The sequence below is a fragment of the Gilliamella sp. Occ4-3 genome, assembly GCF_001690675.1.
Taxonomy (GTDB): Bacteria; Pseudomonadota; Gammaproteobacteria; order Enterobacterales; family Orbaceae; genus Gilliamella; species Gilliamella bombi.
In genome coordinates this window covers 59,380-84,069 of the sequence record NZ_LZHR01000108.1, presented here as the reverse complement: position 1 = coordinate 84,069, position 24,690 = coordinate 59,380, and the positions used below count along the sequence as shown (strand labels likewise).

Here is a 24,690-nt window from a genome sequence, read left to right as displayed (position 1 = left end):
CTCAATTATTCATCTGCAAACCAACAAATATTACGAGCAGCCATAATAAAATCGCCTGCTTGTTCGTTTGTTATACCTTCAATTTCAGCTAAATCATCAGTACCTTGTTCTGCTAAATCTTCCAAAGTAATGATGTCATGTTGTACTAATTGATAAGCTAACTCTTGTGTCATACCAGGTAGATTTAGCAAATCTTGAGCTGGTTGTTTTTCGCCACTATTTGCTAGTGCAAGTGTTGTTAATGCATCTTTTGCTCGCGTTCTTAAAGCTTCAACAAGATCTTCATCAAGTTCTTCAATTTCAAGCAATTCGTCAACTGGCACATAGGCAAGTTCCTCAAGTGAGGTAAAGCCTTCTTCAACTAATAGCTGTGCAAGCCCTTCATCAATATCAAGATGTTTCATCAAATTATTGATTGCAGCAAAAGATTCTGCATGATGTTTTTCTTGTAAATCTTCGTTACTCATCACATTTAGTGTCCAGCCAGTAAGCTGTGAAGCTAAACGGATATTCTGACCATTTCGACCAATGGCTTGTGGTAAAGTTTCAGCATTGACGGCTACATCCATGGTGTGTTTGTCTTCATCAACAACAATTGAAACAACATCTGCCGGCGCCATAGCATTAATTACGTATTGTGCAGGATTATCGTCCCATAAAACAATGTCAATACGTTCTCCACCAAATTCATTAGATACTGCTTGTACGCGCGCACCACGCATACCAACACAAGCACCAACAGGGTCAATACGACGATCATTACTACTAACTGCGATTTTAGCACGTGAGCCAGGATCACGAGCCACGCCTTTGATGTCAATCATCTCTTCACCAATTTCAGGGACTTCAATACGGAATAACTCTTCCATCATTTCAGGGTTTGAACGGCTAATGCATAGTTGTGCAGGTTTATTATTTTGTTCTACAAGATATAAAATACCACGGACACGATCGCCTATACGGAAGTTTTCACGCGGTAACATATCATGACGTGACATCATTGCGTCTGCATTGTTACCTAAATCAAGAATCACGCTATCGCGATTGGTTTTTTTGACAATTCCAGTCGCAATATCACCAATACGATTTCTAAACATGTCAATGATCATTGCACGCTCAGCTTCGCGTACCTTTTGTACGATAACTTGTTTTGCTGTTTGTGTGGTTATACGGTCAAAAGCAACGGATTCAATTTGCTCTTCAACGTAATCGCCAAGTTTAACAGATGGGTCTTCGTATTGTGCAGCGTCTAATGTCATTTCTTTAGTTGGTTGCGTAACTTCATCAACAACAAGCCAACGGCGGAAAGTGTCGTAATCACCTGTTTTGTGATCTATTTTAACAACAACGTCAATATCAACATTATGCTTCTTTTTTGTGGCCGTTGCTAATGCGGTTTCTAAAGCTTCGAAAATTTTATCACGCGTAAGTGCTTTTTCGTTTGATACAGCTTCAACAACAGCTAAAATTTCTTTATTCATCCTTTACATCCGTACTCTATTTAAGGTTAAAATTAGGTACAATATTCGCTTTTTGAATATTACTAAAAGCAAATACTTCATCTTTATCATCTACAGTTAATGTAATCATTTGGCTATCGATAGACTTAATTCGTCCTTTCCATTTACGGCGATTAGCAACAGGTATACGTAGACTGACTGTAACTTCTTCACCAATAAACCGCTGATAATGCTCAAGCGTAAACAAAGGTCTGTCCATTCCTGGTGATGAAACTTCAAGATTGTAAGCATCTTTGATCGGGTCTTCTACATCAAGCACCGCACTGATTTGACGGCTTGCATCAGCACAATCATCAACCGTAATACCATTTTCACTATCAATATAGACTCGTAGTATAGGATAACGACCACGAATATATTCAACTCCGACTAATTCAAAACCAAGTGCATTAACTGGCTCTTGGATAATATCGGTTAATTGTTGTTCTATATTAGCCAAACAAACCTCCACAGCAGAAAATAAAAAAGGGCATAAAGCCCAACATTCTTTTTAAACTTACGCTTAAATCACTACACGAAAAAAAACCTCGACATGCGAGGCTTACATTCAAAAACTAACTATAATGAAGCCACTTTATTCGAACTTTCAGACAATAACAGGATAGATTGGTTTATGAATGAAAATTTAAGTGGTTGCGGGGGCTGGATTTGAACCAACGACCTTCGGGTTATGAGCCCGACGAGCTACCAAGCTGCTCCACCCCGCGATAGATGAATGAGAATTATACGGCATTTTAAATAAAATGCAACTGCAAATCACACTGATTTTATCAGTAACCTTAAAATTATTAAAAATATGCTACACGTCAATTTTAATATATATATACCACTTAACTTAAGCATGATTGTTTAACTTATATTGGCACAATAATTCCATTTTCAAGCCTATTATTGTGCCCACTATTTAGTACTATAAAGTAATATAAATTACTTGCTAGTTGCCTGTTTCATTGATTGAACAAATTTGGCTAATTGGCTAAGCATTTGTTCGGGATTGTCGAGGTTTTTCTCAATAATTTTTACTGTTGCCGATCCGCTAATTGCCCCAACTGCACCGGATTTAATCGCTTCGCTAACTTGAGTTGGTTCTGAAATACCAAACCCTTGTAACGCAGGTGGAGCGCCAAACTCAACTAATTTTTTGATCAGATGGGTAAGCGGTTTGTTAGCTCGATTTTCAGCACCAGTAACACCTGCTCGTGATACCAAATAGGTATAACCTTTGCCTTGCTTAGCAATACTTTGAATGACTTTATCATCAGCATTTGGTGGACAAATAAAAATCGGTGCTATATTGTATTTTTCGGCGGCCACTGTAAATTCTTGTGCATATTGAGCTGGCAAATCAGCAATCAATACTGAATCAACTCCCGCTTTGGCACACTTGGCATAAAAGTCGTCGATACCATTTTTGAAAACTAAATTAGCATAAATAAGTAATCCTATTGGAATATTGATGTATTGCGTTCTGACATTGGTTAAAATTTCAAAACACTTTTCAACTGTTATTCCTGCTTTAAATGCCCGAATATTGGCATTTTGAATAGTTGGACCATCGGCCATAGGATCTGAAAATGGGATCCCTAGCTCTAGTGCATCAGCGCCAGATTCAATTAAAGTTTGAATGATTTTAAATGACAGTTCTGGCGTTGGATCACCAACTGGAACAAAAGGAACAAAAGCACCTCGTTTTTCGGCTGTTAATGTTGCAAACAGTTTTTGATAACGGCTCATTCTATTTCTCCTTTTGCTTTTAAAATATCATAAACGGTAAAGATATCTTTATCGCCACGCCCTGACAGGTTAACTATTAGTAGCTGTTCTTTAGTTGGATTTTCTTTTATCATTTTCATAGCATAAGCTAATGCGTGTGATGATTCTAACGCAGGAATAATACCTTCATGCCGTGATAACGCTTTAAATGCATCAAGCGCTTCATCATCAGTAATTGAAACATAATCAGCACGACCAATACTATCTAAATACGCATGCTGTGGACCAACTGATGGAAAATCTAACCCTGCCGATATTGAATAAGATTCTTCAATTTGTCCTTCTTCCGTTTGCATCATCGGTGATTTCATACCGAAATAGATGCCAAGCTTACCATGCTTTAACGAAGCGCCATGTTCGCCACTTTCAATCCCATGACCTCCTGGCTCTACACCAATTAATTTGACGGATTTATCATCAATAAAATTAGCAAACATACCAATTGCGTTTGAACCACCACCAACACATGCAATTACTGCATCAGGCAAACGTCCTTCTTTTTCAAGGATTTGTTGTTTAGCTTCACGGCTGATCATCTGTTGAAACTCACGTACAATTGTTGGAAAAGGATGCGGACCTGCTGCAGTACCTAACATATAATGCGCTTTTTCATAACTGCCAGACCAATCACGTAATGCCTCGTTACACGCATCTTTTAAAGTCGCTGAACCAGTTTCAACTGGGATGACTGTTGCGCCCATCAACCGCATTCTAAATACGTTAGGTGCTTGGCGTTTAACATCTTTTGCACCCATATAAATTCGGCATTTTAAGCCAAGTAGTGCGCAGGCTAAAGCCGAAGCAACACCATGTTGCCCTGCACCTGTTTCGGCTATAATTTCAGTTTTGCCCATTCTTTTAGCAAGCAATGCTTGTCCTAAAACTTGGTTAGTTTTGTGCGCACCACCATGCACTAAATCTTCTCGTTTTAAGTAAAGCTTGGTTTTGGTGCCTGCCGTTAGATTTTTACATAAAGTTAATGCTGTTGGTCTACCAGCATAGTTAACTAATAAGTCGTTAAACTCTTTCTGAAAGTTAGGATCGTTGACTGCAGAGATAAAAGCATCTTCAAGTTGTTCAAGCACTGGCATTAATATTTGAGGAACATATTGCCCACCAAATTCGCCAAAGTAAGGATTTAACTTAGACATAACTATTCCTTTTTTTTAAATAAAAATTAAATTTGTTCAAATACAGCTTGGATTTTTTGTTTATCTTTAATTCCTGGGGATATTTCAACACCAGAGTTTAGATCAACGCCTATCACCCCAGTTGCTAAAGCTGACCTTATATTTTTTGAATTAATACCCCCTGCTAGAATGACATTATTTAAATTATGATTAGTGAGCATTGTCCAATCAAAACATTCACCTGTACCACCATCCCCGTTATCAAACAGATAACGTGAGATTAAGAGATTATTATGTTCAGGAACGGTGCTACCAATACTTAATGCTTTCCAAATTTGGCAAGTTCTGGGTAATTCTTGTCGCAACATTTCGATATAGTTTTCATCTTCATTACCATGCAGTTGGACAGCATACAAGGATAACTGTTTTGCTATTTGAACTACTGTTTCGATCTCTTCATTTCGAAATACACCAACCCAATTAAGCGGTGCTGCAACAATAACTTTTCGAGCCTTAATTGGCTGTATATAACGTGCTGAATTTGTAACAAAAATCAAACCACCATAAACTGCACCAGCTTGATAAGCACTAACAGCATCTTCGGGACGTGTTAAACCGCATACTTTATTTTCGCCTAACATCACCTTGCGAATTGCCAAAGTTAAGTTTGGTTCAGACATTAACGCACTACCAATTAAGAATCCATCTGCAAAACGACTCAGTTCTTTAACCTGATTGTGAGTATAAATACCCGATTCACTAATAATAATGCGATCGTTAGGAATTGATTTGGATAAGGCTTTTACCCGATTTAGATCAACCGTCAAATCCCTTAAGTTACGATTATTAATACCGATTACTTTCGCACCCAGTTGGATGGCTCTTTCAACTTCGTTTTCAGTACTAGCTTCTGTCAATATCCCCATATTGAGCTTATGAGCAATGTTACTTAGATGACGATATTCATCATCCGTCAATACAGATAGCATTAATAGTACTGCGTCAGCTTGATAATAACGCGCTAAATAGATCTGATATTCATCAATAATAAAGTCCTTACAAAGCACGGGTTGTGTGATTTCATTACGAACTATGGGTAAAAATTCAAAGCTACCTTGAAAATATTTTTCATCAGTCAATACTGAAACTACTGAAGCATAATCTTTATAAACTTTAGCAATAGCGGCTGGATCAAAATCATCTCGAATCAATCCTTTTGATGGCGACGCTTTTTTACACTCTAAAATAAAAACCGTTTTAGGTTGATTTAACGCTTGATAAAAATTGCGATCACTAGGGAATATCGCTGATTTAAAGGTATTAATTGGCTTTACTGCTAACTGCTCAGTTAACCATGTTTGTTTATCTTCAATGATTTTTTTCAATACTGTTGCCATTTCAACATTTTTTACTAATGCTGCAATTGCCATGTTATTCTCCACTTATTATCTTGCTGCTAGTTGTTGTAATAATGCATAAGGTTTACCACTTTGCATCATTTCAATTGCCCGTTGTGCATTTTGTTTTAAATTTGACTCGCCAAATAAGCTCATTAACATCGCAACATTAGCGGCAATTGCTGATTGGTGTGCTGGTTTTCCGTGACCTTGTAAAATGGCAATTAACATATCACGATTCTGCTCAGGTGTACCCCCTTCAATATCTTTTAAGGTAAATGTTGGCAAGCCAAAATCATCAGGTTTAAGCGTAAAATATCGAATTTTACCATCTTTAACTTCAGCAACGTCAGTTTCGCCATGAATAGCAACCTCGTCCATACCTGCGCCATGCACCACATAAGCATGTTTATAATTAAGCATTTTTAATGTTTCAGCAATCGGTTGGATCAAATCTGGATGATACACGCCTAATAAAATACGTTTAGGACGAGATGGATTAATCAATGGTCCTAACACATTAAAAATGGTCCGAGTTTTTAATTGTTGGCGTATTGGTGCTGCATGGCGAAAACCTGAATGATATTGCTGGGCAAATAAGAAGCACACACCAAGTTCATCTAATGCCTGACGAGATGTTTGTGCTGACATATTTAATTTAATGCCTAAGGCAGAAAGCACATCGGAAGAGCCTGATTTACTTGATACACCACGATTACCATGTTTAGCCACTTTATAACCCAATGCTGCAGCCACAAAAGCACTAGCTGTTGAGATGTTAATGCTATTGGTGCCATCACCCCCAGTACCAACAATGTCAGTAAAATCATAATCTGGAGAATCAAAAAGATCGGCATTCTCAAGCAATGCTAAAGCTGCCCCTGCTATTTCATCTGGTTTTTCACCACGAACTTTCATACTAATTATTGCGGTAGCCAATACAGTTGGTTCAATCTTACCTTGAATAATTAAACTAAATAGTATTTTACTTTCTTCTTGTGTAAGAGCTTGCCCTAAATATAATTTATTAACAATAGGTTGAATATTGTACTCTTGCTTATCAACAATAGCTTCCTGTTTTGGCTTCTCTTGTTTTTGTGGAGGATTTAGAGCCCATTTAATAGTTTGTTCTAATAATTCTACACCTTGAATGGTTAATATCGATTCTGGATGAAATTGAAAACCACAAACCCGATCCTCATCATTACGAACTGCCATTACAATATTATTGCAAAGCGCATTGATGGTTAGTGTTTTTGGAATATTTTCACCTTTTAAAGAGTGATAACGAGCCACCGGTAGCGGATTTGGTAATCCTTTAAACATCGCTTGCTCATCATGCTCAATTAAAGATGCCTTACCATGCAAAATATCACCAGCTGGCACAATCGCTCCACCATAGGATTCCACAATAGCTTGATAACCAAGACAGATACCAATAATAGGCAATTTACCTTTTAAACATTTTAACAGTTCTGGCATGCATCCAGCGTCACTTGGCGCTCCTGGACCTGGTGATAACATTAAAATAGGGTTTTGCATTTGTGACAATTTTTCAATAATTACATTTGCAGGGATAGTATTTCGATAAATCGTCACACAATGCTTACTATTACGTAATTGATCGACCAAGTTATAAGTAAAAGAATCAATATTATCAATAAATAAGATATTAGCCATTAGAATACACCTTCTACATTATGCGCTGCCATGATAGCTCGAATAACTGCACGTGCTTTATTACGTGATTCATCAGATTCTGATTGTGGCTTTGAATCTAGCACAACACCACTGCCAGCTTGTACTGTCGCTATGCCATCTTCGACATAGGCACTTCGAATCACAATACAGGTATCAAGATCGCCATTCACGGTAAAATAGCCAACAGCACCACCATAGCTACCACGTTTAACTTTTTCTGATTCAGCAATTAATTGCATCGCACGAACTTTGGGTGCTCCTGTTAATGTTCCCATATTCATAGTGGCTTGATAAGCATGAAGCGCATCTAAATCACTGCGTAACTGACCAACCACACGCGAAACTAAATGCATCACAAAAGAGTAACGATCCACTTTTAACAAATCTTTAGTATAACGAGTACCGGGTTTACAGATACGCGCTAAATCGTTGCGAGCTAAATCAACTAACATTAAGTGTTCGGCTAGTTCTTTTTTATCGGTGCGCATTTCAAGTTCTAACCTACTATCTAAATCAAAATCAATTTCACCATTTGTAGTTAATCCACGTGGACGAGTACCGGCAATTGGGTAGATTTCAACTTGATTAGTTGCTTTAGTATACTTAAGTGCACTTTCAGGTGAGGCCCCAAATAACACAAAATCACTATCTTGCATATAAAACATGTAAGGGCTTGGATTATTGTTTTTTAATATCTGATAAGCCGATAATGGCTCAGGGCAAGGTAATTTAAAACGCCGTGAAGGTACTGCTTGAAAAATTTCCCCCTGCTCAATTGCATCTTGCATTTTTTTGATAATTGTATTGAAATCATCATCACTTTTATTACATGTCACATCGATATTAGTAAGGGACTGAGTATGAATGGCTTTCATTGTGCTATTTAATGTTGCTTGTAAATTAGTTAACCGTTGCGTTAAGCGCTCAGTTTCTTTTGAATCAGAAGTGAAAACCGTCGTTTTTAAAATGGATTTATGATCTTTATGATTTATTTCTAATATTGTTTCAGCTAAATAAAAACAGAAATCTTGACAACGCTGCTCTGTAGGTAAATTAGGTAAGTTTTCAAATCCAGCGACAAGGTCGTAACAAAATAGCCCACCAACAAAAATCGCATCTTGACCACATTGTTCAGGGATATTCACAATAGTCAATAATGTGCGTAATGCATCAAAAACTGATAGCGACTTTAATCTTGAATCTTCATCTTGCATACTATCAATAGTGGGAAATACCAATTTAAGTGTTTGTTCATCCACTTGTACATTATCTAACTTGTCTGTAAAAGCCTGTTGTAATAAAGGTAATAGCTTTTCACCATTTGTGGTCAATGCCTTAAAACTCACTTCATTATTTATTGCCGAAATACGTAATGCACTATCGACAATCATGACACTTTTAATTCCTTGCTTATTATCAATTTCGGCTGATTCTAGTAACAACGTTGCCGGTTTACTATCGCACAATTGATAAAACACTTGAGTTGGATCTTGATAATAACCGATGGTTTGGGTTATTTGTGTTAATGTCGGCTTATTCATTGTTGGCTCTCTACATTTAAATTTTTATTTAGCTGATTCGTTTAACATCCAAAAACTAAAAAACCCGCATAAAGCGGGTTTGTAAAAAAGACAATACATCATTACATCACCCGCAAAAGGTAACGCACCACCAACCAAAGCTAGTGAATTGACGATTAATAAGATGTAAATATTGTGCTTTCATAATTTTTATCGATTAAAAATAAATTTTGTACTATTAAACTAGTTTACTAGCACACTGTCAAGAGATTATTTATTTTTAAAAACAAACTTCTCATTTATAACTAGGCAAAAAATTTAATAATCTATAAAATGGTTGACTCATTTTTATTATAAAAAATTATAAGGATTTTTGAACTATGCCAGTATTTTATATCGTCATTGGTGTTATTGTTTTGCTTGCGTTAATTACTGTCTTAAAGGCAATTACAATTGTTCCCCAAGGTTATCAATATACTATTGAACGTTTTGGTAAATATACCCATACACTTGAACCCGGTTTAAATATCATTATTCCGTTTATGGATGGTGTTGGTCGTAAAATTAATATGATGGAGCAAGTACTCGATATTCCATCACAAGAAGTCATTTCAAAAGATAATGCTAATGTGCAAATTGATGCTGTTTGCTTTATCCAAGTACAAGAAGCAGCAAGGGCTGCATATCAAGTAAATCAATTAGAGCGTGCTGTCATTAATTTAATGATGACTAATATTCGTACTGTTTTAGGTAGCATGGAATTGGATGAAATGTTATCACAACGTGATCATATTAACTCTAAGTTACTAAGTATTGTCGATGAGGCAACAAGTCCATGGGGAATCAAAATTACCCGTATCGAAATTCGAGATGTTCGCCCACCAGCAGAATTGATTGCTGCGATGAATGCGCAAATGAAAGCAGAACGTAATAAACGTGCCGAAATTCTTGAAGCAGAAGGTGTTCGTCAAGCAGCGATTTTACGCTCTGAAGGTGAAAAACAATCTGAAATTTTAAAAGCGGAAGGTGAAAGACAATCTGCCTTTTTACAAGCCGAAGCGCGTGAACGTGCTGCCGAGGCAGAAGCAAGAGCAACTCAAATGGTATCCGATGCTATTGCTGCAGGTAATATTAATGCTATTAACTACTTTGTTGCCCAAAAATATACTGAAGCATTACAACAAATTGGTTCATCGGATAATAGTAAAGTGATTATGATGCCACTTGATGCGTCAAGTTTAATGGGTAGTATTGGCGGTATTGCTGAGTTGATTAAAAACACGAAATAAAAAATCAATTTTTATACATAGGCAAAGTGTTCCCTGAAAACTTTTTAACAAAATCGTAAACTCTATATTTAGAAATTTCACTGAATGAATCTTAGAGGTGATTGATAATGAATGGTTTTTTGATGGTTTTCTATAATCCGCCTTATTGGGGATTTATTGTTCTAGGTGGTATTTTGCTAGTTATAAAATTACTCAATACTGGCAAATATGGTTTTTGGAGTGGGATCGCTACTTTTATTATTGTTTTAATTGCTTGGATTTTACCGTTTTCTTGGCCAATTTTGTGGATCATGGATAGCATTGGAGGCATTAACGAAATGATTAAAAATACTAAATAAAAATCAAATTTTATACTTAAACATAGTGTTTCCTGAAACTTTTTGACAAAATCTATAAACGCTATTTTTAAGATTTTTACTGAATGAATCTTAAAGGTAATTGATCATGACTGATTTTTTTATGGTTTTCTATAATTCGCCTCAATGGGTATTTATTGCTTTAGGCGGTATTTTGCTGATTATAGAATTACTTGGTACCTGCGGATACGGGCTTTGGAGTGGGATTGCTGCCATTATTGTTGGTTTAATTGCTTGGATTTTACCTCTTTCTTGGCCAATTTTATGGATTTTATTCGCAATTCTAACGCTTGTATCTGCTTATCTTTGGTGGCTTTGGCTCAAAAAGCAAGGTAAAGATAAATCAAATAAAGGCGAAATCAATCAGCCACAACAAGATTTAATTGGTATTAAAACAGTTGTCACAGATGCTATTGTTAATGGCTCAGGTCGAGTAAAAATCAAAGATGGAACATGGTCGGCAAGATGTGTTGAAGATCTTAATGTTGGGCAGCGTGTTGAAATTATTGCTGTGGATGGTCTAATTTTAGATGTGCTACCTATAAATCAATAGTTTTTTGCTAGTTATAAAAATAAATAGGACGCATTAACAATGCGTCTTTTTTATTATAAAAGCGAAAAATGAATTACAAAAAAAAGATTTTCATTGGGGTATATGTCAGAAATTACTTTTTTCAAATCACTCAAAGTCATATTCTCTTGTTGGGCATGTTTTTCGGTAAGTTGATCAAATGTAATTTGTGTAATATTAACTATTTTAATTGTACAAAAATACTCATCAGTTTCAAAAGTTCCAACACGAAGCTTATCACCAACTTTAAAATGTGATTCACTTTTATCTCGAATGGTAATGACTTTTAAACCAGCTAAAATATCAGACTTAAAACGTTGATAAAAAGTAATATCATTTTGCACAGCATTATCCTATATGAAAATTACCCAAATTATTTAACAAGTATTAATCAAGCAAAGTAAATGTTTGCTTGTTCTGAGTTGTCGAATCACTACCAATATACACATTAAATTTTCCTGGTTCGGCAACATATTGCATTTTTTTGTTCCAGAATTTTAGCATATCATATTTAATCACAAATTTTACTTGACCCTTAGTGTGCGGTTTTAGAGTAATATTATCAAAACCAATTAACTCTTTCACTGGACGGCTAACCGACGCTGTCACATCTTGCAAATAAAGCTGGACGGTCTGCATACCTTCTCTAGTCCCTGTATTTTCAACATTAACGGTGACAATAATTTCACCCTCTCGATTCATTTTAGTACTTGATAACGAAAAGTCCATCGCAAAATTAGTATAACTCAAACCAAATCCGAAGGGGAATAACGGCTCATTGGGACTATCAAAATACGAGGTTGTATATTTGCCCATATTTTCCGTACCACGAGGACGACCTGTATTTAAATGGCTATAATAGACTGGGATCTGCCCAACATTATAAGGAAAAGACATGGGTAATTTGCCCGAAGGGTTATAATCACCAAATAGCACATCGGCAATGGCATTACCTCCTTCAGTTCCTAAAAACCAAGTTTCAAGCATAGCATCAGCTTGAGCATATTCTTCAGATAGTGTTAAAGGACGACCATTCATTAAGACAATGACCAAAGGTTTACCTGTTTTTTTCATTGCTTTAATTAATTGTTTTTGAGTCGCTTGCAAAGATAGATCTGTTCTGCTTGATGATTCATGAGCCATACCTTCTGCTTCACCAACAAAAGCAATAACAATATCAGCTTTTTTAGCTATTTTCACCGCTTCTGCAATCATTTTATCGGCTGGTCGATTATCAAATTTAGATGTTTCTCCGTATAAATTTAAAAACCGATATAAATTTTCATCATCAGAAAGGTTGGCACCAAATGCATAGCTAATTGATTCAGGATTTTTAACTGCATTTTTAATACCTTCTAATGGAGTTACCGCTAAATTAGCACGCCCAGCTCCCGACCAACTTCCCAAAATATCACGTTTTGAATCAGCTAATGGACCAATCACCGCAATTTTCTTATTTTTAGCTAGCGGTAATATCTCATTCTCATTTTTTAATAACACAATACTGCGGCGTGCCACATCACGAGCTTCTTCACGATGTAATCGATTATCAGCAAACATTGTATCGATATCTAATTTTGGATCTAAATTACGATTAGGATCACTAAATAACCCCATATCATATTTAAGTTCAAGTACATGACGACAAGCTTGGTTTATTTCATCTTCTGTAATGGCACCTTCTTCGACTAATTCAGGCAAAAATTGTAAGAAATATTCATCATTCATACTTATATCAATGCCAGCTTTAATCGCAACACGTACAGCATCTTTCGGATCACTAGCTACGCCATGATTTATAAGTTCACGAATAGCTCCATGATCACTAACAACAACACCATCAAAATGCCACTGATTCCGTAGTACTTCGGTTAACAACCAATGATTCCCCGTTGCTGGAATACCATTAACGCTCACTAACGAAACCATCACAGCTCGACTACCTGCATCAATTGCTGCTTTATAAGGCACAAGATATTCTTGGAACATTTTGCGTTCGCTCATATCCGTACTGTTATACTCACGCCCTGCTTCAACTGCGCCATAAAGTGCAAAATGTTTTACTGATGTCACCAATGATTTTTTATCGGCAAGCGATTGCTTTTGCATCTTTTCAACAAAAATCCGCCCAGCTTCTGAGGTTAAATAAGGATCTTCACCAAACCCTTCAGACACACGCCCCCATCTAGGATCACGTGTAATATCAACCATTGGCGCCCAAGTTATATTTAATCCATCCGAGGTAGCTTCGTCAGCTGATACTTCAGCAGCTTTTGCAATTGCACTACGATCCCAAGTGGATGCAATACCTAAATTAATTGGGAAGATAGTTCTATGTCCATGAATTATATCAAAACCAAAAAATAGAGGAATTTTATTGCGAGATTTTAGAGCACGCTCCTGCATTTGAGAAAGGTCAGGTTCGACAACAGTATTAAAAATGCCACCAATTTCACCAGCTTCGATTTTATCAAGTACTTTATCTAACGTTAGATCACCACCAACACTAATTAGGCGCAATTGTCCCGCTTTTTCTTGAAGCGTCATTTTTGATAATAGATTATCAATAAAAACTTTCTTTATTTCCTTTACTTCGCTATTAGGTTCTTGTGCAAACAAATGCCCAGAAAAGATAAGAAAAAATAAATATATAGCTACTTTTTTCATCATAATAAATATTGTTATAATTAAGAGGATAGACAAGCAGACAGCATAACGTATTTACAAAAAATCTCGTTTTTTATCTACTTACATTCAGGTTTAAAACATCATAATAGTTATTGCATCCCCTTATTCAAACACTGTCTTTTCTGAAATTTTTTACAAAGTTTAAGGGATAATATTGCCGACAATTGTTGGCAATATCAACTCAATAACACATTAATCTCTAAAATTGGTAAATTGAAACGGTTGACCAAATTCGCTATTTTTAACTAATGCCATAGTAGCTTGTAAATCATCACGTGATTTACCTGTAACACGGACTTGTTCACCTTGTACTTGAGCTTGTACTTTAATTTTGCTGTCTTTGATCGCTTTTACAATCTTTTTAGATAGCTCTTTATCAATACCCTGCTTAAGCTTAACCGTAATGCTATAAAGTTTACCGCTGTGCTCCATTTCTTCAGGAATTTCAAGTGCACCACCATCAATACCACGTTTAGCTAGCTTATCACGCAGGATATCGAGCAGTTGCTGTACTTGGAAATCAGATTGGCTTGTTACTTTAATCGTTTCATTTTTTTCATTTAATTCAAACGATGCTTCAACATTTTTAAAGTCCCAACGAGTAGCTAACTCTCGAGTGGCATTTTCAACACCATTTTTAACTTCTGGCATTTGAATTTCTGAAACGATATCAAAAGAAGGCATAAATTCTCCTCTTCTAATGGTTATAAAACTAAAATTATCTAGTTAATAAATAGAATAATTGTCGCCTAACAATAATTTAGGCGACTTTAAAATATAAGCGTGAATTAATCGATAGTACGAAGCAATTCATTGATACCTACTTTACCTAAAGTTTTAGCATCAACTTTTTTCACAATAACTGCACAATAAAGACTATATTTGCCATCTTTTGTCGGTAAGTTGCCAGAAACAACTACTGAACCAGCTGGTACACGACCATAATGAACTTCACCTGTTGCACGGTCATATATTTTAGTACTTTGACCAATAAATACACCCATTGAAATTACGCTACCTTCTTCAACAATAACGCCTTCAACAATTTCGCTACGTGCACCAATAAAACAGTTATCTTCAATAATGGTTGGGTTAGCTTGTAACGGTTCTAAAACACCACCAATACCAACACCACCCGATAAATGAACATTTTTACCAATTTGCGCACAAGAACCAACAGTTACCCATGTATCAACCATCGTACCTTCATCGACATAAGCACCAATATTGACATAAGATGGCATTAATACTGTATTTCGAGCAACATAGGCACCTTTACGAGCAATAGCAGATGGAACAACACGGAAACCTTCTTGTTGGAATCTTGCTTGATCATATTCAGCAAATTTTAATGGCACTTTGTCATAATAGTTAGTTGGACCGCCATCAATCAGTTGGTTTTCGTTAATACGGAAAGAGAGCAAAACAGCTTTTTTTAACCATTGATGAGTTACCCAATCACCATTGATTTTTTCTGCGACACGCATTTTACCACTGTCTAATAAAGCAATGCATTGGTTAATCGCATCACGTGTAACTGTATCAACATTTGACGGTGTAATCTCAGCACGACGTTCAAATGCTGCTTCAATAATAGTTTGTAATTGTTGCATCTCAAGTTTCCTTTAATTTATAGCCCGTTAGCAAATAATAAATAGATAGACAGTATAATATAATCTTTCTCGCTTTTTAAGTGGTTTAATCAAAACACCACAATCAATATCCAAGCAATCAAAAACAATCGAAATCTTAGTAAAGTCATAGGAAATCACAAAAAAACAGAAAAATAAAAGCTTTAATAAAAATCAATACCCTTTCTGATCACTTTTGGGATGTAATTGCACTGCTTTTTAACACAAAACAACTCACAAAAACCACCTAAGGCTATGTTATTTGTCTTATTCTGGCGTCAGACAAATTTGTCTGGAACAAATTTGAACATCTGAGTACAGCGAAGATGGCCTCGTAGAGGCGAGTATCAGGATGATACGAGTAGCGCCATAGACACATTATGTGCTAAAGCGTGAGGATTGCAAAAGGAGTTCGCTCTAATTCCCCTTGCTAGGACGTATTCAAGATAGCTATTTTATTCCCCAAAGGTCAATACGTCCGAAACCTTGCCGAACTAAAATAGACCACAGCTTTAAACCGCCACAGCGTAATACTGGACTACCCGCCACGCTTTCAGCGGCGGCGGGGGCGGCGCGATTGCGGCTTCGCCGCAACAGCGCAACCCTAAGGGAAAACGCCCCAACTGACGCGAGGGCTTTATTCTTTTTTATATTGTCCTCTCAGGCACCATAACCACCTTCCGCGCCCTAAGGATTAAGAACTAAACGCTAAAAGCTAAGGTGCGGTGCAAACAGCACCGAAGGCGTAGGAAGAAGCGTCGGTGCCGCCGACGGAGCCGCCGGGCGAGGGAACAAAGAAGCCATTGCTACCGATCGTGTCGCTTGTCCAGCAGGTGTTGTTGAAGAAGCCCGCACCAACGTAGTTGCCCAAGTAGCCCCACTCCGTGAAAAAACCTGCTCCTATATGACGCATGTAACCATTACCACTAGACGACGGCGTGGCACCTACTGCACCAGTACAAGGAGCGTAACTATTCATGCCCCAGCCAGAACAAACCGCATTGGTTAAATCCCTTACCCGTGACAAACGATAACCCAAACTATCACACCATGTGCTTTGATTAGAAAGGCTATCTCTTCGAAGTCCCCGATCGACGAACCACTGCCTCAACACAAATCCATACCTAACCTCATTACCTTGACTATCCCTACCAACCAACTCAAATGTCTGTGGCAAAGAAGGACGTCTAAGTGGACTTGGATTATCTGAATTCATCTGAGTACTATCAGCTTTAGGACCATTCAATGTTACCTGCGTGTTTGAGTAAACCCAATTCACCGTTGCTGTTATATCACCACTACCACCATATGTGGTAACAGACCAACTCAACTGACTTGCATCTATCCCAACTATATCCAAATCAAAATACAATCTATCTGCACCTGTTGTTGGAAAATTTAAACCGTAAGATGATGGATTTGTTGACTGAACTAAAAAACCCTTTGCTGGATTCCACATGCTAGATGGGCCTGCATGGTCGTCTGTACCATAATTTAGATTCGGCCTGACTGCACAAATAACGGGCTGTGACGGTAAAGTGATATAATACTCCACTGTTCCTTCACTAAAAGTACTACTTCTTGGCTCACCATACTGCGTAGCTAAATTCCCTCCAGTACTACTTAAAGTTACCTTATAAGGTGCATTACATATATTTAATGCATCACTACGATTAATGGTATTGCCATCTTTATCCGTTATTGCTAACGATATACTTCCTAATGCAGTAACTCCACCTGCTCCCTGTCCATCCCCATCATCATCGCCCCATTTACCTTGTGCCACTAAGTCATTTATATTTATTGAGTCACTTGATGGCGGAACTATCATTTCAATATCAGCAAAAGTATCCCCTACATTAGATAACTCGATTGGCGAGGTTGGTGATGAAGGATTATCTTGCGGTGCGAATGTTCGACCATCCGATAACTTAATACCTAATAAGTCCTCTATTTTAGTCACTTTAGTAACACCGCCATCAAAGGTTAAATAAGGTGCAGTACCGTGAATGCGCTTAAAAGTCGTGGCTGATAATGCCTGCGATTCTAAGGAGTACGGCAATAACAACAAAAGCGCTAATGCCAATGGGATTTTTAAAGATAGTTTTGTGGATAATTTCGATAATAATTCGAGAGATAATTGCGATGATATAATGGAGTTTTGTGTAAAAACTCGTCGAATAGGATTATTTAATAAATTTAAGACATAAGTTTGCCGGTGCTTGTACCTAGAATGATAATGCATTATGGTTTACCTATTAAGTAATTATTTATTTTATTTAGATTTTTATAATTATTTGCTTATTTAATAAGCTTATTTTCCTATAACGGCGAAAGTATAACCATTTATAAAATAGTTGGCTAGTTTTTTAGCGGACTTTTTTGTAAAGAAATGTAAAGATGAAAATGATTCGTCTTTATAGATAGGTGAATTTTCTAATTAAAATAAGGTGTTAGTTTTATAATTTTTTGTATTTTGCGGAATGATTAATATTGTTGATAACATCTAAAACACAAACACGCCCAACAACCTAGTTTAGCGTACTAGCTTTACTTCGTTATCGGCATATTTTGATGCTGTGATAAAGCAAACTTATTAATATTGTGGAGCTATCGATGTGTTTTTTGCTCTAAAATTTCTCTGGCTAACTATTGATTTTATTGAATTTTTTGTTAAATTCCCCTAGATTGCACCATGAAGTGTAATTCGTCTTAACGCTTAGAATAAAAAGCGGCAGGGCTTTTAAACTTATGCCGTTTTCTTGTGCGTGAGTTCAATAGATATTGTGTATAGTTATAAATACAAAAATCTAGTATCTTTCCTTCCTAGAAAGGTGATTATAATACATAGCAATCTCCAAACTGTGATGGTGCGAAGGTGCTAGTATAAATCACCTTTCTACTTTCTTCACTCCACCGTGTTTAAAATTGCACTTCATGTTTGAATTCAAGAAAAACAAAATAAAAAACTTAATAAAATCAACATACTTGCCAACCGCTTTTTGACGTAATTTTTAAATAAACTTTTCATCAAAACAAAAAGCAAAGTATTAACGAAAAAAGCACAATTTATTTGAGCAATGTATCACAAATCTAGAATGTCAAATAACCAATTGTTTAATTAAAATGTACTCTGCAACTATCATGATAGTTACCAAGACAATATTATGCAAAATTGGGGATTTTCATTACTAGAACTGTTAATAACTATTTGTATTAGTGCTATTTTAGTCACAATAGGCGTTGAGCATTGGAAAGAGCAACAACTGCGTAATGAATTAGCTTATACAACCAAACAGTTAGCTTATTTTTTGTATGAAGTTCAAATAAAAGCGTCGATTAAAAATGAGAATTACATTATTCATCAATTTACTTCACCTTGGTGTATTGCTATCACTAATGATGAAAAACCCACTTCGTGCAGTGAAGGAGTACTTTATTTTATCAAACCTGATAATTCTGTTGAAATTAGTGAATTATTAAACAATAAAAATGCTTTGATCTTAGGTCGTCGCAACTTAGCACAAACAATGTCTTTCCAATTAAAAAATAAGATAGGTACTAGCAGGATTTTTATTTCTTTATTTGGACGCATTCGATTCTGTGCAGAAAATAGCTATATAACAGGCTTACCTCCATGTTAAAAGCATCTGGATATTCCTTATTTGAAATGCTTATTAGCTTAATATTATCAAGTCTAATTTTTATGGGTATAACCTCGTTTTACATTCAATTACAAACAAGTATGATGCAATATTATCAAAAAACACGTTTACAACAGGCAATTGAACTTGGATTAGCTGGTATGAAAAAAGACATAAGACGAGCTGGTTTTATTGCTAATGACCCCAAAAAAATAACAGCTAAAGCTATTAAAATCGATAAACAAGGAAAATGTATTGTTCTTCGATACGATAGCGAAATTCGCAATTCTTGGGTTTGGGACAAATTTACCCCTATAAAGTCAGATGTTTTTACCTATCGCTATAAAGAAAACAATATAGCCTATAAAACAGGAGCAATAGATTGTTTTGGAACTAAATGGGAAAACTTATTTGATTCAAACGAAATCAAAGTAACCGATTTTACAATAAAACAGCTACCCGATGCCATTAGTCTATCTGTTACTGCTGAATTAAGAAAAAACAAGCAGATTAATTATCACATAACTGAAATAATCAAAAATGAAAACCTATTTTAAACAAATTTATACTTCGTCTGGGTTTAGCACTATTTTAATGGTAATTATTTTGATGGTTGTGGGATTGGTGCTATTAATTGGTTTTAATATACTTATTACCTCGTGGCAAAAAACTATCTTAATGGAAAGTCAATACTATCAAAAATTTAATCAAGCTAGTTCATCTTTAACTTGGGCAATAACCCAAAATTGGCAAACTCCTAAAACAAATTGGTATTGTATGACTGAACCCACTTATCAATTAAAAGCATGTATAAAAAAGTCTTTATTAAAAATTGATAAGTATGTGTTAGTAAGAGGCGAAGCTAAAGATTTTTATTTATATACACTCGCACATTTTGATAACAATCGATTGATTGTTGAAAAAGGTCATTGGCTCGATTATTGCCCAGAAAAAAGGGCTATTTATTGTGAATAACAAAAAGAAAAAAATAGCTGGCTTTAGTTTAATTGAAGTTATGATAGCAACGCTATTATTTTCAATTATTATGTTAGGATTTGTTAATTACCAACAAGCATTGTTTTATAAACATCACTACTTTACAAACTACTTACGTGCCAACAAAATTGCTTTTCAGCTACTTGATAGCTACCCTTATACCACAAACCAAATTATTCCTTCTGGTTGGCACTATAAGCTCACCAGTAAAACTTATAATGCCCAGTGTAAAATAGTTGTTATAACGGTTAATGCACCTAACAAACAAGTTGCCGAGCAGCAACGATTATTTTGTAATTCACTCTAAATATTTGCAATTTAAATACCATTTATCCCTCTATCCAGTTATGTAGAAGTTGCAAAACTTGTGGTGTTTTTTCTGCATGAACATTATGCCCAGCATCTTCAACTACTTCAATTTTTGCATTAGGAAATTGTTCGAAAATCGCTGGATAAGTTTCATTTGTAATATAAGAAGAGTTACCTCCCCGAATAAATAACGTCGGTTTTAACCAAGGTGAGATATTTTGCCAATCGCATATATGAGCATATTGTGAATTAATTGCTTCAATATTAAACAACCATTTATCATTCTTAAACGATTTTAGTAAAAAAAGAATGGTTGGCATGTTAATACCTACTTGTTCCATTAAATTGATGATCTGCTTTTTATCGGTAATTTGGTTACTAAGGCAATACATTAACACTCTTAAAATAGTGGCATTGGACGAACGGTGATATTTTATAGGCGCAATATCGATAGCAACAATTTTTTGGATAGAATCTGAAAGCATTTGCGACAATTGCAAAGCAACCTTCCCCCCCATTGAGTGACCAACTAATATTATATCTTTTAATTGTAAATCATAACAAAGTTCAGCTACATCTTCAGCCATAGTTTGATAAGTTATCTTATCAGACCAAGGGGAATGCCCATGATTACGAAGATCAACTTGCACGGTTTGATAATACTGCACAAAATCCTTCGCTAGCATATTTAAATTATCTAAACTCCCAAATACCCCATGTAAAAACACTATCGGCTGTCCATCACCCTGTAATTTATAGTTTAATTTCATACTTTAATTCGACCAATTATTTTAAGTGGCATTATTATACGTCTATTTTCAATACCATCACCGATTAATTCAATAACCACAATTTGCATAAATATGATAGAATTTAATACCAACTTTTTAACTAGTTTTAGGCCATATGTTTCAAAATAACCCTCTACTCGCACAATTAAAACAAGAACTCCATGAACAAACACCACGCATTGAAGGCACTATTAGAGCTCATGAAAAAGGATTTGGTTTTTTAGATGTTGATAATAAAAAAAGTTATTTCATCCCTATTGCTAAAATGAAAAGAGTTTGCAATGGTGATAAGGTATCAGGGACAGTAATAAGTAATAACGATAAAGAGTCTTTTGAACCTGAATCATTAATTGAAAGTGCATTGCAAAAATTTATTGGCAAAATAGGCTTTCAAGATCGTGCAATGGTTATTTATCCTGAAAATATGTCAACTAATCTAGCCATTCGTTGCAAAATAAACAAGCAAGTTAGCGAAAAACTAAAAGAAGGCGATTGGGTTGTGGCAACGCTTGTTTCTCACCCTTTGCAAGAAGAACGGAATCAATTTCTTGCCGAAATTGTTCGTTTTGTTGCTGAAAGCAATTCACCTTATCAACTTTGGCTAAAAACGTTAGCGCGCTACGATTTAGAAACTCACGCCCCACAGTTCGATTCATTATCAATTAACGGTACTGAACTTGATAACCGTCAAGATTTAACCGATGTTAACTTTTTCACCATCGATAGCGAAGATACAGAAGATATGGATGATGCTATTGCGATATCAAAAGGTGAACAAGGAGATTATCAATTGATGGTTGCCATTGCCGATCCTACCGCTTATGTATTACAAGATAGCGAACTTGATCGTATTGCCAAAATCAGAAATTTTACCACTTATTTACCTGATTTTAATATCCCTATGCTACCCAAAGAGCTTGCCAATGATTTATGTTCATTAAAAGCAAATCAAAAACGTCCTGCAATGATATGTAAAATGAGTATTGACGAAACGGGCAATATTAATAGCGATGAGATCACTTTTATACCAGTTTGGATTGAATCAAAAGCTAAATTAACTTATAACAATGTTTCTAATTTTTTAGAAAATAATGAAGATTTAGAAACTAACAATCCAATTATTAAACAGCAACTTAAACATTTAGCTGACTTAGCAAAAATTCGTATGACATGGCGGCAAAATCATGCTTTAGTTTTTAAAGATAATGGAGATTATCGTTTTGAACTTGATGAAAATCGCCAAGTTAAATCAATAATTAAAGAGTCTCGTCGGATTGCAAACCAAATAGTAGAAGAAGTCATGGTTTTAGCTAACCAAGCTTTAACACTGCAATTAAAAAATAAAATTGGTTTTGGAATTTTTAATATTCATTCAGGTTTTGATAATAAATATATTGAACAAGTAGTGACTTTTTTAAATGACAACGGAATCACTGAATTTGATAAAGAATCATTATTATCTTTCGATGGTTACGTAAAGTTGCGTCGTATAATCGACAACACTCCATTTTTGTCCACAAAACTTCGCAAGTTCCAAAGCCCTGCTGATTTTTCAACTGAACCTAAACCACATTTTGGTTTGGGATTTGATGCCTATGCAACATGGACTTCACCAATACGTAAATATGGTGATATGGTCAACCATCGATTAATCAAAGCATTTATCCGATCACAAGAATTAATCGCACCCGATAAAGATCAATTAAAAAACATGAATGAAAGACGCAAAACATTACGCTATGCAGAACGTGATATGGCTGAAAACCTTTATGCTCAATACTTATCAAATAAAGTAGGTGAAAGTTTTTCTGCTGAAATTATCGATATCAATCGTGGTGGTGCTCGAGTTCGTTTATGTGATATAGGCGCTTTTGCATTTATGCCACTTTCAATGATTCACTCAGTCAAGGAAGAAATTATCTTGTTACCTGAGGAAGGAATCATCAAAATTAAAGATGAGGTTTGCTACAAACTTGCTGATACTATCTCTGTTGTTATTCATCAGGTTAAAAGCGAAAATCAATCAATCATTACAAAATTAGCCAACAATTAAAAAATAAAAGAAAGATTATTCTTGCTTGAATTTACAGCTTTTTTGCTGTTATTTCTTCCCCCGATGTAAATCAGGGGGAATAATTAAAACTTTATCATATTTTTAATATTAAACCTCTTTTTCTTATTAAAAATATCTGTTATCTTTCGGGACTAAAAATAATGAATTAATCATTAAAATGAACAATAATTCAGGGAGGCTATAATGTCAATTCATGGACACGAAGTATTGCATATGATGAATGGAAACAATTATACCGAATCTTCTTTACTTGATGCTATCAAAAGTAAGTTTGGAGAAGATGCCATATTTCATACTTGTTCAAAATCCAACATGAATGCCGAGCAACTAATCGCTTTTTTAAAAGCAAAGGGGAAATTTAAACCCTCAGTTGATCATGAAACTAAATTTACGGTCGATAATAAAAAAATATGCAAACATTAGAGAAAAATGACCGTATATAAAGTACAATTTTTATAAATTTAATTTAATCTGCTAGTGTTTTTTAAATTAATAAGAGTATATAATTTCGCACTACAACAATAATCGTTATAAGTGGCTGTTGTTACTAATAACGTGACTAAATTAGTGGCAAAGTTGCTCGCTTTAAAATTAACCTAAAGAATATGCTCATGGAATTTGATAAATGAAAGTAAGTAATATCCTTATATGCACCTTTGTCGCTATTCTTGTCACAAGTTGTGCAAAAAAAAATTTACCTTTAAAAAATAATGAACCAATTTCCGAAACAGAGCAACTATCTCTATTAAAACAACAAACTGAAACTAACGACCCTTATGTTGTTGATGCTAAAAATCAATTAATTCGGTTTGTTGGTGATAAAAACTTCGATAACTACATTATTAAACAAGGTATTCTAAATTGTAAAGGCGATAATAACCTCTCCTCTTGTGTATTGAATTTTTATTTAAATGAACTATATAAATTAAAGTATCATGTGCAACTCAAAAAAGTAGTTGAGGAAAACCAAGCCGAACATAATATGGAACTAAGTAAAATAAAAGCAACTGAAAACAATATAAAAAGTTATTGCCAATATTCAGCTGATTTCGTTGCAGCAATTTATACAAAAGATAATGCAAAAATAACACAATATTTTCGACCACAATTTAGAATGTCAGAACAAGATATCTCATCCTTAAAAGCAAAGATTACTAAAGATGACTATTCTTACTTCCTAATAAACGAAAACCCAAGCATTCTTCAAGAAATGAAAGTGGATTACGTTGAGAAATGCTTAGATGATCCAAAAAACAATATTATCAATTATTTCAATATTTTTAGATAATACTAACGCGAG

23 protein-coding genes and 1 tRNA gene are annotated in these 24,690 nt (G+C 35.3%); 10 read left to right on the top strand and 14 right to left on the bottom strand.

Features of this window, described 5'->3' with window-relative positions; translation table 11 throughout:
* Positions 1 to 5 precede the first annotated feature (5 nt).
* The 8 genes from nusA to A9G44_RS10865 form a co-directional block, all read right to left on the bottom strand.
* A complete protein-coding gene (nusA, locus tag A9G44_RS10900; protein WP_065610996.1) occupies positions 6 to 1,481 on the bottom strand; it encodes a transcription termination factor NusA in 1,476 nt (491 codons plus the stop codon).
* A gap of 16 nt (positions 1,482 to 1,497) precedes the next feature.
* Positions 1,498 to 1,959, bottom strand: coding sequence for a ribosome maturation factor RimP (gene rimP, locus A9G44_RS10895; RefSeq protein ID WP_065560173.1), 462 nt, complete (start codon positions 1,957 to 1,959; stop codon positions 1,498 to 1,500).
* A gap of 191 nt (positions 1,960 to 2,150) precedes the next feature.
* Positions 2,151 to 2,227 (bottom strand) — tRNA-Met (locus A9G44_RS10890).
* Positions 2,228 to 2,447: 220 nt separating this feature from the next.
* Positions 2,448 to 3,254, bottom strand: coding sequence for a tryptophan synthase subunit alpha (trpA, locus tag A9G44_RS10885; RefSeq protein WP_065610993.1), 807 nt, complete (start codon positions 3,252 to 3,254; stop codon positions 2,448 to 2,450).
* Positions 3,251 to 4,444, bottom strand: coding sequence for a tryptophan synthase subunit beta (trpB, locus tag A9G44_RS10880; RefSeq protein ID WP_065560175.1), 1,194 nt, complete (start codon positions 4,442 to 4,444; stop codon positions 3,251 to 3,253). The genes trpA and trpB overlap by 4 nt, the downstream gene beginning before the upstream one ends.
* 26 nt (positions 4,445 to 4,470) lie before the next feature.
* Positions 4,471 to 5,853 (bottom strand): bifunctional indole-3-glycerol-phosphate synthase TrpC/phosphoribosylanthranilate isomerase TrpF, encoded by a 1,383-nt coding sequence (gene trpCF / locus A9G44_RS10875; RefSeq protein ID WP_065610991.1) that lies wholly within the window; start codon positions 5,851 to 5,853, stop codon positions 4,471 to 4,473.
* 15 nt (positions 5,854 to 5,868) lie between these two features.
* Positions 5,869 to 7,500 carry a bifunctional anthranilate synthase glutamate amidotransferase component TrpG/anthranilate phosphoribosyltransferase TrpD gene (gene trpD / locus A9G44_RS10870; RefSeq protein ID WP_065610990.1) on the bottom strand — a complete coding sequence of 544 codons (1,632 nt, stop codon included), beginning with the start codon at positions 7,498 to 7,500 and terminating at the stop codon, positions 5,869 to 5,871.
* Positions 7,500 to 9,062, bottom strand: a complete 1,563-nt coding sequence (locus A9G44_RS10865) for an anthranilate synthase component 1 (protein WP_065610989.1) — start codon at positions 9,060 to 9,062, stop codon at positions 7,500 to 7,502. Before A9G44_RS10865 ends, trpD begins: the two co-directional genes overlap by 1 nt.
* A gap of 359 nt (positions 9,063 to 9,421) precedes the next feature.
* On the opposite strand from A9G44_RS10865, the gene A9G44_RS10860 reads away from it, so the two are divergent.
* From A9G44_RS10860 to A9G44_RS10850, 3 genes are all read left to right on the top strand, one after another.
* On the top strand, positions 9,422 to 10,330 hold the full coding sequence (locus A9G44_RS10860) for an SPFH domain-containing protein (RefSeq protein WP_034910684.1): 909 nt from the start codon (positions 9,422 to 9,424) through the stop codon (positions 10,328 to 10,330).
* 107 nt (positions 10,331 to 10,437) lie between these two features.
* Entirely contained in the window at positions 10,438 to 10,668 is a 231-nt protein-coding gene (locus A9G44_RS10855; RefSeq protein WP_065610987.1) for a hypothetical protein, read from the top strand.
* Between the two features lie 106 nt (positions 10,669 to 10,774).
* Positions 10,775 to 11,239 carry an NfeD family protein gene (locus A9G44_RS10850; protein ID WP_034910677.1) on the top strand — a complete coding sequence of 155 codons (465 nt, stop codon included), beginning with the start codon at positions 10,775 to 10,777 and terminating at the stop codon, positions 11,237 to 11,239.
* A 53-nt stretch (positions 11,240 to 11,292) separates the two neighbouring features.
* On the opposite strand, the gene yqfB is transcribed toward A9G44_RS10850, so the two are convergent.
* The 5 genes from yqfB to A9G44_RS10825 form a co-directional block, all read right to left on the bottom strand.
* Positions 11,293 to 11,601: a N(4)-acetylcytidine aminohydrolase gene (gene yqfB / locus A9G44_RS10845; RefSeq protein WP_065610985.1), complete on the bottom strand. Its 309-nt coding sequence runs from the start codon at positions 11,599 to 11,601 to the stop codon at positions 11,293 to 11,295.
* Positions 11,602 to 11,644: 43 nt separating this feature from the next.
* Positions 11,645 to 13,924: a beta-glucosidase BglX gene (bglX, locus tag A9G44_RS10840; RefSeq protein ID WP_442902937.1), complete on the bottom strand. Its 2,280-nt coding sequence runs from the start codon at positions 13,922 to 13,924 to the stop codon at positions 11,645 to 11,647.
* Between the two features lie 213 nt (positions 13,925 to 14,137).
* On the bottom strand, positions 14,138 to 14,629 hold the full coding sequence (locus tag A9G44_RS10835; RefSeq protein WP_065610981.1) for a YajQ family cyclic di-GMP-binding protein: 492 nt from the start codon (positions 14,627 to 14,629) through the stop codon (positions 14,138 to 14,140).
* 104 nt (positions 14,630 to 14,733) lie between these two features.
* Complete coding sequence (dapD, locus tag A9G44_RS10830) at positions 14,734 to 15,558, bottom strand: 2,3,4,5-tetrahydropyridine-2,6-dicarboxylate N-succinyltransferase (protein WP_065610979.1); 825 nt, start codon at positions 15,556 to 15,558, stop codon at positions 14,734 to 14,736.
* A gap of 733 nt (positions 15,559 to 16,291) precedes the next feature.
* On the bottom strand, positions 16,292 to 17,821 hold the full coding sequence (locus tag A9G44_RS10825) for a hypothetical protein (RefSeq protein ID WP_065610977.1): 1,530 nt from the start codon (positions 17,819 to 17,821) through the stop codon (positions 16,292 to 16,294).
* A gap of 922 nt (positions 17,822 to 18,743) precedes the next feature.
* Between A9G44_RS10825 and A9G44_RS10820 the strand changes: the two genes are divergently transcribed.
* Genes A9G44_RS10820 through A9G44_RS10805 form a run of 4 tightly spaced genes read left to right on the top strand, consistent with a single transcriptional unit; the run spans position 18,744 to position 20,523 of the window.
* Entirely contained in the window at positions 18,744 to 19,220 is a 477-nt protein-coding gene (locus A9G44_RS10820; RefSeq protein WP_034910673.1) for a prepilin-type N-terminal cleavage/methylation domain-containing protein, read from the top strand.
* Entirely contained in the window at positions 19,214 to 19,777 is a 564-nt protein-coding gene (locus A9G44_RS10815; protein ID WP_065610975.1) for a prepilin peptidase-dependent protein, read from the top strand. The genes A9G44_RS10820 and A9G44_RS10815 overlap by 7 nt, the downstream gene beginning before the upstream one ends.
* A complete protein-coding gene (locus tag A9G44_RS10810) occupies positions 19,761 to 20,195 on the top strand; it encodes a DUF2509 family protein (RefSeq protein WP_065610973.1) in 435 nt (144 codons plus the stop codon). Before A9G44_RS10815 ends, A9G44_RS10810 begins: the two co-directional genes overlap by 17 nt.
* Positions 20,188 to 20,523 carry a prepilin-type N-terminal cleavage/methylation domain-containing protein gene (locus A9G44_RS10805; protein ID WP_065610971.1) on the top strand — a complete coding sequence of 112 codons (336 nt, stop codon included), beginning with the start codon at positions 20,188 to 20,190 and terminating at the stop codon, positions 20,521 to 20,523. The genes A9G44_RS10810 and A9G44_RS10805 overlap by 8 nt, the downstream gene beginning before the upstream one ends.
* Positions 20,524 to 20,545: 22 nt before the next feature.
* On the opposite strand, the gene A9G44_RS10800 is transcribed toward A9G44_RS10805, so the two are convergent.
* Positions 20,546 to 21,295 carry an alpha/beta fold hydrolase gene (locus A9G44_RS10800; RefSeq protein WP_065610969.1) on the bottom strand — a complete coding sequence of 250 codons (750 nt, stop codon included), beginning with the start codon at positions 21,293 to 21,295 and terminating at the stop codon, positions 20,546 to 20,548.
* A 136-nt stretch (positions 21,296 to 21,431) separates the two neighbouring features.
* Between A9G44_RS10800 and A9G44_RS10795 the strand changes: the two genes are divergently transcribed.
* From A9G44_RS10795 to A9G44_RS10785, 3 genes are all read left to right on the top strand, one after another.
* The gene (locus A9G44_RS10795; RefSeq protein ID WP_065610967.1) at positions 21,432 to 23,369 is read left to right on the top strand and encodes an exoribonuclease II; all 1,938 of its coding nucleotides are present in this window, start codon (positions 21,432 to 21,434) and stop codon (positions 23,367 to 23,369) included.
* Between the two features lie 204 nt (positions 23,370 to 23,573).
* Positions 23,574 to 23,813: a YecH family metal-binding protein gene (locus tag A9G44_RS10790; protein WP_034910662.1), complete on the top strand. Its 240-nt coding sequence runs from the start codon at positions 23,574 to 23,576 to the stop codon at positions 23,811 to 23,813.
* Between the two features lie 202 nt (positions 23,814 to 24,015).
* Positions 24,016 to 24,678, top strand: coding sequence for a hypothetical protein (locus A9G44_RS10785; protein ID WP_034910661.1), 663 nt, complete (start codon positions 24,016 to 24,018; stop codon positions 24,676 to 24,678).
* Positions 24,679 to 24,690 lie beyond the last annotated feature (12 nt).